10 protein-coding genes are annotated in these 14,155 nt (G+C 66.1%); all 10 read left to right on the top strand.

Translation table 11 applies throughout. From position 1 onward, the window contains the following. Positions 1-433: 433 nt before the first annotated feature. Entirely contained in the window at positions 434-2,209 is a 1,776-nt protein-coding gene (gene gcl, locus ACCC94_RS21110; RefSeq protein WP_413351480.1) for a glyoxylate carboligase, read from the top strand. 121 nt (positions 2,210-2,330) lie between these two features. Continuing rightward, complete coding sequence (gene hyi / locus ACCC94_RS21115) at positions 2,331-3,113, top strand: hydroxypyruvate isomerase (protein WP_413351481.1); 783 nt, start codon at positions 2,331-2,333, stop codon at positions 3,111-3,113. Positions 3,114-3,277: 164 nt separating this feature from the next. Next, positions 3,278-4,168, top strand: coding sequence for a 2-hydroxy-3-oxopropionate reductase (locus ACCC94_RS21120; protein ID WP_024763150.1), 891 nt, complete (start codon positions 3,278-3,280; stop codon positions 4,166-4,168). A gap of 320 nt (positions 4,169-4,488) precedes the next feature. After that, positions 4,489-5,760 (top strand): glycerate kinase, encoded by a 1,272-nt coding sequence (locus ACCC94_RS21125; protein ID WP_413351482.1) that lies wholly within the window; start codon positions 4,489-4,491, stop codon positions 5,758-5,760. Continuing rightward, positions 5,757-7,187 (top strand): pyruvate kinase, encoded by a 1,431-nt coding sequence (gene pyk, locus ACCC94_RS21130; protein WP_413351483.1) that lies wholly within the window; start codon positions 5,757-5,759, stop codon positions 7,185-7,187. Before ACCC94_RS21125 ends, pyk begins: the two co-directional genes overlap by 4 nt. A 533-nt stretch (positions 7,188-7,720) precedes the next feature. Continuing rightward, complete coding sequence (locus ACCC94_RS21135; protein WP_413351484.1) at positions 7,721-8,623, top strand: urea transporter; 903 nt, start codon at positions 7,721-7,723, stop codon at positions 8,621-8,623. Between the two features lie 33 nt (positions 8,624-8,656). Next, on the top strand, positions 8,657-9,493 hold the full coding sequence (gene dapF / locus ACCC94_RS21140) for a diaminopimelate epimerase (protein ID WP_413351486.1): 837 nt from the start codon (positions 8,657-8,659) through the stop codon (positions 9,491-9,493). Between the two features lie 194 nt (positions 9,494-9,687). Then, on the top strand, positions 9,688-10,932 hold the full coding sequence (sstT, locus tag ACCC94_RS21145) for a serine/threonine transporter SstT (protein ID WP_413351487.1): 1,245 nt from the start codon (positions 9,688-9,690) through the stop codon (positions 10,930-10,932). 181 nt (positions 10,933-11,113) lie between these two features. After that, the gene (locus tag ACCC94_RS21150) at positions 11,114-12,778 is read left to right on the top strand and encodes a mucoidy inhibitor MuiA family protein (protein ID WP_413351489.1); all 1,665 of its coding nucleotides are present in this window, start codon (positions 11,114-11,116) and stop codon (positions 12,776-12,778) included. 194 nt (positions 12,779-12,972) lie between these two features. Then, a complete protein-coding gene (locus ACCC94_RS21155; RefSeq protein WP_413351490.1) occupies positions 12,973-13,971 on the top strand; it encodes a sulfate ABC transporter substrate-binding protein in 999 nt (332 codons plus the stop codon). Positions 13,972-14,155: the final 184 nt, after the last annotated feature.

Below are 14,155 nucleotides of genomic sequence, written 5' to 3' on the forward strand. Positions count from 1 at the left end.
GGCGCGGTGGACAGCTCGCGGCTGGCGACCAGGGCGTGACGGGTGATGTCCAGTGCGGTTTCCAGGCTCAGGGTGGTCATGAGGTTTTCCTCTTCAAGTTGATAAGGCAGATAAAGGTCGGTAGGCCGGGGCAACGCCATGCAGGTGAATGCTGCGCACACGCGTATCAGAAATCTGTACGCAATCTAGTAGCCGAAGGTCTCACCCAAAGCAACATAAAAGGACAATCGGCATGTGTTTTTGTATACATTTTTTCAAACGTCAGTTTGACCCGGCGTTCAGCTTTTCTGCTCAACCCCCGCATTAGAAGGCTTTCAACCAAAAATGACCCTTCAGTCCCTCGTATACAACCCGTCTTGACCTTCGTCGAATTGCCTGCCTAGAATCGCCTCAACTTTTGTACACAATCAGTATAAGAACCGAGGAACAAAATATGGCCAGAATGAGAGCAATCGAGGCTGCCGTACTCGTCATGCGTCGCGAAGGCGTGGATACCGCCTTTGGCGTACCGGGCGCCGCCATCAACCCCATGTATGCGGCCATGAAGAAACTCGGTGGCATCGATCACGTCCTGGCCCGCCACGTGGAAGGCGCCTCGCACATGGCCGAGGGCTACACCCGCACCAACGCCGGCAACATCGGCGTATGCATCGGCACTTCCGGCCCCGCCGGCACCGACATGGTCACCGGCCTGTACTCGGCCTCCGCCGACTCCATCCCGATCCTCTGCATCACCGGCCAGGCTCCCCGTGCGCGCATGCACAAGGAAGACTTCCAGGCCGTGGACATCACCAGCATCGTCAAGCCGGTCACCAAGTGGGCGACCACCGTGCTGGAGCCGGGCCAGGTGCCCTACGCCTTCCAGAAAGCCTTCTTCGAAATGCGCAGCGGCCGTCCCGGCCCGGTGCTGATCGACCTGCCGTTCGACGTGCAGATGGCCGAGATCGAGTTCGACATCGACGCCTACGAGCCGCTGCCGGTGAACAAGCCCAAGGCCACCCGCGCCCAGGCCGAAAAGGCCCTGGCCCTGCTCAATGACGCCGAGCGTCCGCTGATCTGCGCCGGCGGCGGCATCATCAACGCCGACGCTTCCGACAAGCTGGTGGAATTCGCCGAGCTGACCGGCGTACCGGTGGTCCCGACCCTGATGGGCTGGGGCACCATCCCCGACGATCACCCGCTGATGGCCGGCATGTGCGGCCTGCAGACCTCGCACCGCTATGGCAACGCCACCGTGCTGGAATCGGACATGGTTTTCGGCATCGGCAACCGCTGGGCCAACCGTCACACCGGCTCGGTCGACGTCTACACCGCTGGCCGCAAGTTCGTCCACGTGGACATCGAACCGACCCAGATCGGCCGTGTGTTCACCCCTGACCTGGGCATCGTGTCCGACGCCGGTTCCGCCCTGGAGGTGTTCCTGGAAGTGGCCCGCGAGTGGAAAGCCGCCGGCAAGCTCAAGGACCGCAGCGCCTGGGTCGAAGCCTGCCGCGAGCGCAAGCGCACGATGCAGCGCAAGACCCACTTCGACAACGTGCCGGTCAAGCCGCAGCGCGTCTACGAAGAGATGAACGAGTTCTTCGGCAAGGACACCTGCTACGTCAGCACCATCGGCCTGTCGCAGATCGCCGGCGCGCAGTTCCTGCACGTCTACAAGCCGCGCCACTGGATCAACTGCGGCCAGGCCGGCCCGCTGGGCTGGACCATTCCGGCAGCCCTGGGCGTGGTCAAGGCCGACCCGAGCCGCCAGGTCGTCGCGCTGTCGGGCGACTATGACTTCCAGTTCATGATCGAAGAGCTGGCCGCCGGTGCGCAGTTCAACCTGCCGTACATCCACGTGCTGGTGAACAACTCCTACCTGGGCCTGATCCGCCAGGCGCAGCGCGGCTTCGAGATCGACTACTGCGTGCAGCTGGCTTTCGACAACGTCAACGCACCGGAGCTCAACGGCTACGGCGTGGACCACGTCGCGGTGGTGGAAGGCCTGGGTTGCAAGGCGATCCGCGTGTTCGACCCGAACCAGATCGGCGCCGCCTTCGCCCAGGCTCGCGAACTGATGCAGCAGCACCGTGTACCGGTGGTGGTCGAGGTCATCCTGGAGCGCGTCACCAACATCTCCATGGGTACCGAGATCAACGCGGTTAACGAGTTCGAAGAGCTGGCGCTCAAGGGGGTCGACGCACCCACCGCCATCTCGCTGCTGGATTGAGCCGCTGCCGGATTGATTAGCTGAACCGAACCCGGGAGTGCGCGGTAACGCCCTCTCCCCAACCCTCTCCCTGAAGGGAGAGGGGGCTGTTCGTGCGACATGCCACCAAGGAGTCAAAACAATGCCCCGTTTCTGCGCCAATCTGTCCATGCTGTTCACCGAGGTGGACTTCCTCGACCGTTTCGAAGCCGCCGCGCGCGCCGGTTTCAGCGGTGTCGAGTACCTCTTCCCGTATGACGTCGAGGCCGAGGTGATCAAGGCCCGCCTGGACGCCAACAAGCTCGAGCAAGTGCTGTTCAACCTGCCCGCCGGCGATTGGGCCAAGGGCGAGCGCGGCATCGCCTGCCACCCGGACCGCGTCGAGGAATTCCGCGCCGGCGTCGACAAGGCCATCGCCTACGCCAAGGTGCTGGGCAACACCCAGGTCAACTGCCTGGCCGGCATCCGTCCGCAGGGCTACGACTGCGCGACCATCGAGAACACCTTCCTGAACAACCTGGAGTACGCGGCGGGCAAGCTCGAAGCCGCGGGCATCAAGCTGGTCATGGAAATGATCAACACGATCGACATCCCCGGCTTCTACCTGCAGACCACCAAGCAGGCGCAGGACATCCGCGAGAAGGTCGGCAGCGCCAACCTGTTCCTGCAGTACGACATCTACCACATGCAGATCATGGAAGGTGACCTGGCGCGGACCCTCGAGAAGAACCTCGCCTCGATCAACCACGTGCAGCTGGCCGATAACCCCGGCCGCCACGAGCCGGGCACCGGCGAGATCAACTACCGCTTCCTGTTCGACCACCTGGACCGCATCGGCTACCGCGGCTGGGTCGGCTGCGAATACAAGCCCAGGACCACCACCGAAGCCGGCCTCGGCTGGCTGAAGAGCCACAACGTCGTTTGACCCGACTCACTTCGTAGGATGGCGTGGAGCGAAGCGATACCCATCGGTCCCTGCACCGCATGGTGATGGGTATCGCAAGCTCCACCCATCCTACGGCCAGCTCATCGACTCCCCGGGTACGCGGGGAGCCGGAAGCCCAACAAGAACAACCAGGAGAATTCCTCATGGCCAAAATCGGATTCATCGGCACCGGCATCATGGGCCTGCCCATGGCGCAGAACCTGCAGAAAGCCGGTCACCAGATCTTCGTTTCCACCCACCACGACGCAGCCCCCGCGGCGCTGGTCGAAGCCGGCGCCATCGGCCTGGCCAACCCCAAGGAAGTCGCCCAGGAAGCCGAGTTCATCATCGTGATGGTCCCGGACACCCCGCAGGTCGAAGACGTGCTGTTCCGCAAGGACGGCATCGCCGAAGGCGTGGGCCCGAACAAGGTGGTGATCGACATGAGCTCGATCTCCCCCACCGCCACCAAGACCTTCGCCGAGAAGATCAAGGCCACCGGCGCGCAGTACCTGGACGCCCCGGTCTCCGGCGGCGAAGTCGGCGCCAAGGCCGCTTCCCTGAGCATCATGGTCGGCGGCTGCCCGAACACCTTCGAACGCGCCCTGCCGCTGTTCCAGGCCATGGGCAAGAACATCACCCGCGTCGGCGGCAATGGCGACGGCCAGACCGCCAAGGTGGCCAACCAGATCATCGTTGCCCTGAACATCCAGGCCGTTGCCGAGGCCCTGCTGTTCGCCGCCAAGAACGGCGCCGACCCGGCCAAGGTGCGTGAAGCGCTGATGGGCGGCTTCGCCTCCTCGCGCATCCTCGAAGTGCACGGCGACCGCATGGTCAAGGGCACCTTCGATCCGGGCTTCCGCATCAGCCTGCACCAGAAGGACCTCAACCTGGCCCTGGCCGGCGCTCGCGAACTGGGCCTGAACCTGCCCAACACCGCCAACGCCCAGCAGGTGTTCAGCACCTGCGCGGCCATCGGCGGCAGCAACTGGGACCACTCCGGCCTGATCAAGGGCCTGGAGCACATGGCCAACTTCTCGATCCGCAAGGACTGAAGACGCGGCCGTAGGATGGCGTGGAGCGCAGCGATACCCATCAATCCCTGCACCACTTGGTGATGGGTATCGCAGGCTCCACCCATCCTACGTAGAGCAGGACGTAGGGCGCATAACGCCAGCGGCGTTATCCGCCACGGAGCAAAGTGACGGGCGAAGTTATGGGAGTGGCTTCGCCCGCCACGCTGCAAAGCGATTCGAACACCCGGCCGTAGGGAATCACGGCCTCGCCGGCCGGGGTGTTCGATTCCATCGCTGAGCCTTCTTCAGAAAGAAGCCTGAGCCATGGAACACCACAACAAGAATCATCGGAGCCTGACATGAGCCTCGACCCACGCGCCTTCCTGCGCGAGCTGTTCGACACCGCCATCGCCGCCGCGCATCCGGCCCAGGTACTGGCGCAGCACCTGCCCACCGACAAGGGCGGCCGCACCATCGTCATCGGTGCCGGCAAGGCCGCCGGGGCCATGGCCGAAGTCGCCGAGAAGCACTGGAAGGGTGAAGTCCAGGGTCTGGTGGTGGCGCCTTACGGCTACGGCGCGCAGTGCAGCAGCATCGAAGTGGTGGAAGCCTCGCACCCGGTGCCGGACGACGCCGGCGAGCGCGTTGCCCGTCGCGTGCTGGAACTGATCAGCGGCCTCTCCGAGAACGACCGGGTGATCTTCCTGCTCTCCGGTGGCGGCTCCGCCCTGCTCGCCCTGCCGGCCGAAGGCATCAGCCTCGATGACAAGCGCAGCGTGAACAAGGCCCTGCTGAAATCCGGCGCCGCCATCAGCGAAATGAACTGCGTGCGCAAGCACCTCTCGGCCATCAAGGGCGGCCGCCTGGCCCGCGCCTGCTGGCCGGCCAGCGTGTACACCTACGCGATTTCCGACGTGCCCGGCGACGAGGCTACGGTAATCGCCTCCGGCCCCACTGTGGGCGACCCGACCACCTCCGCCGACGCCCTGGCGATCCTCAAGCGCTATGGCATCGACGTGCCGGCGAACGTGCGCGCCTGGCTGGAAGACCCGCGCTCGGAGACCGTCAAACCCGGTGACGAATGCCTGTCGCGCAGCCACTTCAAGCTGATCGCCACGCCCCAGCATGCCATCGAAGCGGTGGCTGCCAAGGCCGAAGCCGCGGGCATCCCGACGCTGATCCTGGGCGACCTGGAAGGCGAGTCCCGCGAGGTGGCCAAGGTCCATGCCGGCATCGCCCGGCAGATCCGCAAGCATGGCCAGCCGCTGAAGGCGCCGTGCCTGATCCTCTCCGGTGGCGAGACCACCGTGACCGTGCGCGGCAACGGCCGTGGCGGACGCAATGCAGAGTTTCTCCTCAGCCTCACCGCCGACCTGAAAGGTGAACCGAACATCTGGGCCCTGGCGGGGGACACCGACGGCATCGACGGCATGGAAAGCAACGCCGGTGCCCTGATGAGCCCGTGCAGCTACAGCCGCGCCCTCAAGGCCGGCCTGAACCCGCTGCACGAGCTCGACAACAACAACGGCTACGGCTTCTTCGCCGAACTGGGCGACCTGGTGATCACCCGGCCGACCCGCACCAACGTCAACGACTTCCGCGCCATCCTGGTCCTCGAGAACGACAAATGACTCCGGATAAGAAAGTAAAAATTCTGGCCACCCTGGGCCCGGCGATCAAAAGCCGCGACGACATCCGCGCCCTGGTGGAAGCCGGCGCCAACCTGTTCCGCCTGAACTTCAGCCACGGCGAGTACAGCGACCACGCCCAGCGTTTCGCCTGGGTGCGCGAAGTGGAAGCCGAGCTGAACTACCCCATCGGCATCCTCATGGACCTGCAGGGGCCGAAGCTGCGCGTGGGTCGGTTCGCCGACGGCGCGGTGCAGTTGCAGAAGGGCCAGTCCTTCACCCTCGACCTGAACGACGCACCGGGCGACGACAAGCGCGTCACCCTGCCCCACCCGGAAATCATCCAGGCGCTGGAGCCGGGCATGAGCCTGCTGCTGGACGACGGCAAGATCCGCCTGCAGGTGCTCAACGCCCACGCCGATGCCATCGAGACCCGCGTGATGAACAGCGGCGAGCTGTCCGACCGCAAGGGCGTCAACGTCCCCGAAGCCGTACTCAAGCTCAGCCCGCTCACCGCCAAGGACCGCCGCGACCTGACCTTCGGCCTGGAGCTGGGCGTGGACTGGGTCGCCCTGTCCTTCGTGCAGCGCCCCGAAGACATCGAGGAAGCCCGCGAACTGATCGGCGACAAGGCCTTCCTCATGGCGAAGATCGAGAAGCCTTCGGCGGTGCAGTCCATCGAAGCCATCGCCAGGCTGTCCGACGCGATCATGGTTGCCCGTGGCGACCTGGGCGTGGAGATGCCGGCCGAGAGCGTGCCGGGCATCCAGAAGCGCATCATCCAGGTCTGCCGCCAGCTCGGCCGCCCGGTGGTGGTGGCGACCCAGATGCTCGAATCGATGCGCTTCTCCCCGGCACCGACCCGCGCCGAAGTGACCGATGTGGCCAACGCTGTCAGCGAAGGCGCCGACTGCGTGATGCTCAGCGCCGAGAGCGCCTCGGGTCAATACCCGCGCGAGTCCGTGGAGATGATGGCCAAGATCATCCGCCAGGTCGAAGCCGAGCCGGACTACCAGGCCCAATTGGAGATCAACCGCCCGGAACCGGACGCCACCGTCTCCGACGCCATCAGCTGCGCGATCCGCCGGATCAGCCGCATCCTGCCGGTGGCGGTGCTGGTGAACTACACCGAGTCCGGCGCCTCGACCCTGCGCGCCTCCCGCGAACGGCCCAAGGCTCCGATCCTCAGCCTGACGCCGCAACTCAAGTCCGCCCGCCGCCTGACCGTGGCCTGGGGCGTCCATTCGGTGGTCAACGCGCAGCTCGCCCATGTCGACGAGATCTGCTCCACCGCCCTGGACATCGCCCTGGCCCAACGCATGGCGCGCCGCGGCGACACCGTGGTGATCACCGCCGGCGTGCCCTTCGGCCAGCCGGGCAGCACCAACATGCTGCGGATCGAGACGGTGGCGCCGGCGTTGGAAGTTTGATGATTTGAGAAAGGCAAAGGCCCCTCTCCCCAACCCTCTGCCGCAAGCGGGAGAGGGAGTTACAGCGGCAGCAGGCGAAACGCCGGAATAACCCACAACGCCGAACTGCTCCCTCTCCCTTCGGAGCGGGGCGCGTAGCCAGGGCTGGGGAGAGGGAAACCAAGCGACAGGAGAGTCACCGAGTTCAGGAGCCACGCCCAAGCGCGTGCCTCCGCACCGAGTCACTCCCGGACGGACGGGGCCGGGAATACGGGGCCGCGTCCCCGTCCGTCCGGGTTTGACCTTGTTATGAATGCATGAGCACCGAATGCTTGTCGGTCCATGGCCCCCACGCAGCAACTCCCAATGCTGGCCATGGATTTTGGAGGTTGTTCGCGGTGATCCCGCGGACAGCCTCTTTTCTTTTTCCAGACCCGTGGCGCGGCCCCGTATGGCGGCGTCACAAGGTTCTCACGCAGCGCCCGCCGATGGGGCCTCGATGCCCCACACCCAACGAGGCGCTGCGGAGTCACTTTCAACTGCCCAGACCGCAAATGCCCCTGAACAAATTCGTCTCCACCCGGCTGATCGGCTTCGGCCAGATCTACCTGCAGGCCGACGCCCGCTTCGGCCTGATCCTGCTTGTGACCATCGCCTGGTCCGCACCGCAACTGCTGCCCGGCGCGCTGCTCGGTGCGCTGCTCGGTCCGCTCACCGCGTGCTTCGTGCGCGAGCCGCAGGCGGACATCGACGCCGGCCTGCACGACTACAACCCGATCCTCATCGGCCTGCTGCTGCCCTTCCAGTTCCAGTGGTCGCTGGGGCTGGCGATGCTGACCGTCGCCGCCATCCTCACCAGCGTCGCCGTGCAGGCCGTGCTGCTGCGCCAGTCGCATCGGCGCTTCGGCCTGCCGGCCTACACCTCGGCGTTCGTGTTGCTGGGCTGGGTCTCGGTCGCGCTGGGCAAGGCGCTGGGCTTCGCACCGGCGAGCGGCTTCGCCTGCCTGTCCTGCGGCGTGGCTGATCCACTGCTGGATTCGACAGCGCTGGGCTTGGGCGAAGTGATCTTCCTCGGCGAGCCGCTGGCCGGTCTGACCATCGCCCTGGGCCTGCTGCTAGTGGAACGCCGCGCCGCCTTCTGGGCGCTGGCCGGCGCCGCCGGTGCACTGGCCCTGGCGCCGCTATTCGACCTGCCGGCCGCCTCGGCGCAGGCCGGCCTGCTCGGTCTGAACGGCGCACTGGCCGGCATCGCCCTGTCGCTGCGATTCCGCAGCCCACTGGCGCCGCTGTGCGGCATCGTCCTGGCGGTACTGCTGCAACCCGGCTTCGCCCTGGTCGGCCTGCCCGCCTTCACCGCGCCCTTCATCCTCGCCTGCTGGCTGGTGATCCTCGGCCAGCGCGTGCTGGAAGCGCTGCTGCACCATCCGCGAAGGGAAAACAGCGGCCCGCGTGTATAGTCGAGGGCCCTTTTGCGGCGACGGATCGCACCAATGAACTTCGTGAAATACCAGGCCCTGGGCAACGACTACCTCGTCTATGCGGGCGACGCGCCGTTCGCCCTGAGCGCTGCGCAGATCGGTCGCGTCTGCGACCGCCACCACGGCGTCGGCTCCGACGGCATCCTGGTGGCTGATCACAGCGACGCCGCCTTCGGCCTGCGCATCCTCAATCCCGACGGCTCCGAAGCGGAGAAGAGCGGCAACGGCCTGCGCATCTTCTCCCGCTACCTGTGGGACTGCGGGCTGGTGGCGGATAAGGCATTCGACATCGTCACTGCCGGCGGCACCGTCACCAGCCAGGTGTCCGACGAGGGGCGCACCGTGGAAGTGTCCATGGGCCGCGCCGAGTTCGCCTGCGCGAAGATTCCAGTGCTGATCGACGCCCCCGAGGCCCTGGACTATCCGCTGGAAATCGACGGCGTGGCGCTGAAGATCAACGCCGTTTCCATGGGCAACCCGCACTGCGTGGTGTTCGTCGAGCAGACCAGCCGCGAGCTGGCCTGCCGCCTCGGCCCGCTGCTGGAAAACCACCCGCTGTTCCCCCGGCGCACCAATGTGCAGTTCGTCCAGTGGCTGTCCCGCGATGCGCTGCGCGTGGAAATATGGGAGCGCGGCGCCGGCTACACGCTGTCCTCGGGCACCAGCAGCTGCGCCGCTGCTTCGGCGGCGCGCAGGCTCGGCCTGAGCGACGAGCACATCGACCTGCATCTGGCCGGCGGCCTGCTGAAAATCCGTGTCGAAGACGACTTCAAGGTCACCATGCGCGGCGCGGTGCAGCGCGTCGCCGGCATCGACCTGGACCCGGAAGCCTTCGCCGACCTGGGCTGAATCGGAGGCTAATCCCGACGCGACCGGCATGGATCAATGCCGGTCCGTGCGCGCCCATCCAGACTGCAATCCATCACCGCCGATGCGCACTGATCGACGGGTAGCCGCGCATTTCCCGGCATCAGACGGCATAATCCGCGCCCTCACGCACCGGACAACCGGCGCGCTCCCATTCCCAAGCAGCGAAAGATGTCATGACGCTTCCAACTCCCACCCTCCTGCAGCGCCTCAAGGGCACCAGCCTGGTCCTGCGGATCTTCATCGGCATGCTCTGCGGCATCGCCCTCGCCGTGCTCTGGCCGCAAGGCGCCGCAGCGGTCGGCCTGCTCGGCAAGCTGTTCATCTCCGCCCTGAAGGCCGTGGCACCGGTGCTCGTGCTGGTGCTGGTGATGGCCTCCATCGCCAACCACAAGCAGGGCCAGCGCACCCACATCCGGCCGATCCTCATGCTCTACCTGATCGGCACCTTCTCCGCGGCGGTGATCGCGGTGATGGCCAGTTTCGCCTTCCCCTCGACCCTGGTGCTCAGTGCGCCGACCAGCGAACTGTCGCCGCCCGGCGGCATCGGCGAAGTGCTGCGCTCGCTGCTGTTCAGCGTCACCACCAACCCGGTGAAGGCACTGCTGGAGGCGGACTTCATCGCCATCCTGGCCTGGGCCATCGGCCTGGGGATCGCCCTGCGCCACGCCCGCCAGACTACCCGTGACCTGCTCGACGACATGGCCAATGGCGTGACGCTGATCGTCCGCGTGGTGATTGCCTTCGCCCCGCTGGGCATCTTCGGTCTTGTCGCCGGCACCATCGCCGAATCCGGCTTCGATGCGCTGATCGGCTACCTGCACCTGCTTGCCGTGCTGCTGGGCTGCATGCTGTTCGTGGCGCTGGTGGTGAACCCGCTGATCGTCTTCGCCAAGATCCGCCGCAACCCGTACCCGCTGGTGCTGATTTGCCTGCGCGAGAGCGGCATCACCGCCTTCTTTACCCGCAGCTCGGCGGCCAACATCCCGGTCAACCTGCAGCTGTGCGAACGCCTGGGCCTGCACGAGGACACCTACTCGGTATCGATCCCGCTGGGCGCCACCATCAACATGGCAGGCGCTGCGATCACCATCAGCGTGCTGACCCTGGCGGCGGTGCACACCCTGGGCATCGCCGTGGACCTGCCCACCGCCATCCTGCTCAGCGTGGTCGCCTCGATCTGCGCCTGCGGCGCCTCCGGCGTGGCCGGCGGCTCGCTGCTGCTGATCCCGCTGGCCTGCGGCCTGTTCGGCATTTCCAGCGAAGTGGCGATGCAGGTGGTGGCGGTCGGTTTCATCATCGGCATCCTCCAGGATTCCGCCGAGACCGCACTCAACTCCTCCACCGACGTGCTGTTCACCGCCGCGGCCTGCATGGCCGAGGGCGACGTGGACGAGCCCCAGGCAGGCGAACGCGCCTGATCCTCCCGCCGGGGCGGACGATGCCCCGGCTCCCCTCCGGCTCCACCGTTCGTCGGCCATCCAGGCGCGTCTTTTTCCCGCTCAACCCGTTCCTCTCGCCCGCTTCGTCACAAGCGGCATGGACGGACGCCATGGAGGCGTTCCGCAGTGCCGGCCGCTTTCCAGGCCACGAGGTGAGCCCATGCCCTTTCGATTCCACCCACTGATCCTCGCCATGGCCGGCGCGCTGGCCAGCCCCTCGCTGCTGGCCGCACCGCAGGTGGCCGACAGCCGCATCAGTGCGGTTACGGTCTACACCGACCGTGCCATAGTCACCCGCACCTCCACCCTGCAGTTGCCCGCCGGCCAGCACGAGATCGCGCTGGAGCAGTTGCCCCTGCGCATCGACGACAACAGCCTGCAGGCTTCGCTCAGCGCCAGCGCCGCCGCGACCCTGCTCGACGTCAGCAGCGCGCCGCAGCTGTCACCTCCGTCCGAAGACAACCGCCTGCAACAGCTGGAGGCGCAGCTGCGCGATATCCAGCGGCAGGAGCGCGAAATCAGCGACCGGGGCAGCGTGCTGGAGAACCAGAAGCAGTTCCTCGCCGACATCCAGGCCAGCAGCACCAAGCCGGGCAAGAACCAGGCGCTGCCGAGCATCGACGAGCTGAAGAACCTGCTGCAGATGAGCGAGGGCAACCTGGGCCGCATCCTCGACGAGCAGCGCAAGCTCGACCAGCAGGGCGAGGAGCTGCAGCAGCGCAAGCAGGAGCTGGAGAACCAGCGCAGCCACCTGGCCGGGGACGGCACCCACTACAAGCGCGCGATCCTTCGCGTGGCGCTGGAGAAGCCTGCGCAGGTCCGACTGCAGCTCAGTTACACGCTCTACGACGCCTCCTGGCGCCCGGCCTACGATGCCCGCCTGCGCGATGGCGAAGAGCAGATCGAGATGACCTACCAGGGCATCGTGCGGCAGAGCAGCGGCGAGGACTGGACCGATGTCGACCTCACCCTGTCCACCGCCCGCCCCAACCTGGGCAGCAGCGTGCCGGCGCTTTCGCCGTGGTTCGTCGACACCTTCGATCCGCGCACGGTAATGGCCGCCCGGCCCGCCCCGGCGCCAGCCGCGCCGATGGTGGCGCTGGAGGCGAAGAAGGCCCAGCGCTTTGCCGCCGACGAGATGGCCATGGCCGGCTCCCTGGCTGAAATGGCGGAGGTGCCCGTCGCCGTCGCCGAAGTCAGCGGCGCCACCACCAGCGCTTCCTTCCATATTCCGACCCGCGCCACGCTGAACAGCGACGGCAGCTCGCAGAAGGTAGCCATCGCCCAGTTCAAGCTGCCGGCGACCTTCCGCTACCTGGCCACGCCGTCGCTGCGCGAAGCCGCCTACCTGCAGGCCGACACCCGCAACGCCAGCGACTATCCGCTGCTGCCGGGCACGCTCAACACCTACCTGGGCAACACCTTCGTCGCCAGCGGCCAGTTGCGCGCGGTGATGCCGGGAGAGACCTTCGAACTGGCCCTGGGAGGCGACGAGGCCATGTCGATCAAGCGCAAGCTGGTCAACCGCTACACCGACTACACCGGCCTGACTGGCGGGCGCAAGCGCATCACCTACGAGTTCCGTATCGACGCGCAGAACAACCACAAGACCGAGCAGCGCCTGCAGTTCAAGGACCAGCTGCCGGTCTCGCGCAACGAGCAGATCAAGGTCGCCCTGCTGGAGCCCGAAGGCCAGGCGGCTGCCCGCGAGGACGACGGCAAGCTGCTGTGGGACTGGCAGCTGAAACCGGGCGAGAAGCGCAGCACCACCTTCAAGTTCAGCGTGGAATATCCGAAGGAGCTGGAAGTCAGCGGGCTGGACTGAGAGCCGGCGTGCAGTCATTGCCCGGCCAGCCTGCCAGGCTGCCGGGCAAACTTCTTCCGCATGGCCGCGGGTACCTGGTGAGGCGCCCGGACGAACGCCGGTGCCCGCATAAGCAAATAGCCTTTAAGTATTTAATTGGCATATAACCTGTCGGCATAATCGACACCCAACAACACTGCCAAAAGGAACTGCTTGTGAAACGTCTGTTCAGCGCCTCGCTGCTGGCCGCCGGCCTCGCCCTGGCCTCCGCCGCCCAGGCCGCCCAGCCCCTGCTCAACGTCTCCTACGACGTGATGCGCGACTTCTACAAGGACTACAACGCCGCCTTCCAGAAACACTGGCAGGCCGAGAAAGGCGAGAAGATCACCATCCAGATGTCCCACGGCGGTTCCAGCAAACAGGCCCGCGCGGTGATCGACGGCCTGCCGGCCGACGTCATCACCATGAACCAGGCCACCGACATCGATGCCCTGGCCGACAACGGCGGCCTGGTGCCCAAGGACTGGGCGACCCGCCTGCCGAACAACAGCGCGCCCTTCACCTCCGCCACCGTGTTCATCGTGCGCAAGGGCAACCCCAAGGGCCTGAAGGACTGGAACGACCTGGTGAAGCCGGGCGTGCAGGTGGTGGTGCCGAACCCGAAGACCTCGGGCAACGGCCGCTACACCTACCTCTCCGCCTGGGGCTACGCGCAGAAGCACGGCGCGGATGAAGCCAAGGCCAAGGAATTCGTCGCCCAGCTGTTCAAGAACGTCCCGGTGCTGGACACCGGCGGCCGCGCAGCGACCACCACCTTCATGCAGAACCAGATCGGCGACGTGCTGGTAACCTTCGAGAACGAAGCCGAGATGATCGCACGCGAATTCGGCCGTGGCGGCTTCGAAGTGGTCTACCCGAGCGTCTCCGCCGAGGCCGAGCCGCCGGTGGCCGTGGTCGACAAGGTGGTCGACAAGAAAGGCACCCGCGCCGAAGCCGAGGCCTACCTGAAATACCTGTGGTCCGACGAAGGCCAGACCATCGCCGCCAACAACTACCTGCGCCCGCGCAACCCGGACGTGCTGGCCAAGTTCTCCGACCGCTTCCCGAAAGTGGACTTCTTCTCTGTGGTGAAGACCTTTGGCGACTGGCGCACCGTGCAGAAGACCCACTTCGCCGACGGCGGCGTGTTCGACCAGATCTATACCCCGAACTGATTCCAGGGTTGGGCGTAGGAGCGGACTCCGTCCGCGATGGCTCGACCACCGGCCCTGCGGCCGAATCGCGGATGAATCCGCTCCTACGAAAACACGAAAGCCGGAGCTGCCCAGCAGCTCCGGCTTTTTTCATGGCACAGAGTCAACTTGTAGGAGCGAGCTTGCTCGCGAACCCGCCCAGCTC

The sequence above is a fragment of the Pseudomonas sp. Pseusp97 genome (genome assembly GCF_047304025.1).
Lineage (GTDB): Bacteria > Pseudomonadota > Gammaproteobacteria > Pseudomonadales > Pseudomonadaceae > Pseudomonas.

Bases quoted from the DNA above. Each gene is read 5' to 3' on its own strand.
- gcl (WP_413351480.1), top strand. From the start codon at position 434: ATGGCCAGAATGAGAGCAATCGAGGCTGCCGTACTCGTCATGCGTCGC.
- hyi (WP_413351481.1), top strand. From the start codon at position 2,331: ATGCCCCGTTTCTGCGCCAATCTGTCCATGCTGTTCACCGAGGTGGAC.
- ACCC94_RS21120 (WP_024763150.1), top strand. From the start codon at position 3,278: ATGGCCAAAATCGGATTCATCGGCACCGGCATCATGGGCCTGCCCATG.
- ACCC94_RS21125 (WP_413351482.1), top strand. From the start codon at position 4,489: ATGAGCCTCGACCCACGCGCCTTCCTGCGCGAGCTGTTCGACACCGCC.
- pyk (WP_413351483.1), top strand. From the start codon at position 5,757: ATGACTCCGGATAAGAAAGTAAAAATTCTGGCCACCCTGGGCCCGGCG.
- ACCC94_RS21135 (WP_413351484.1), top strand. From the start codon at position 7,721: ATGCCCCTGAACAAATTCGTCTCCACCCGGCTGATCGGCTTCGGCCAG.
- dapF (WP_413351486.1), top strand. From the start codon at position 8,657: ATGAACTTCGTGAAATACCAGGCCCTGGGCAACGACTACCTCGTCTAT.
- sstT (WP_413351487.1), top strand. From the start codon at position 9,688: ATGACGCTTCCAACTCCCACCCTCCTGCAGCGCCTCAAGGGCACCAGC.
- ACCC94_RS21150 (WP_413351489.1), top strand. From the start codon at position 11,114: ATGCCCTTTCGATTCCACCCACTGATCCTCGCCATGGCCGGCGCGCTG.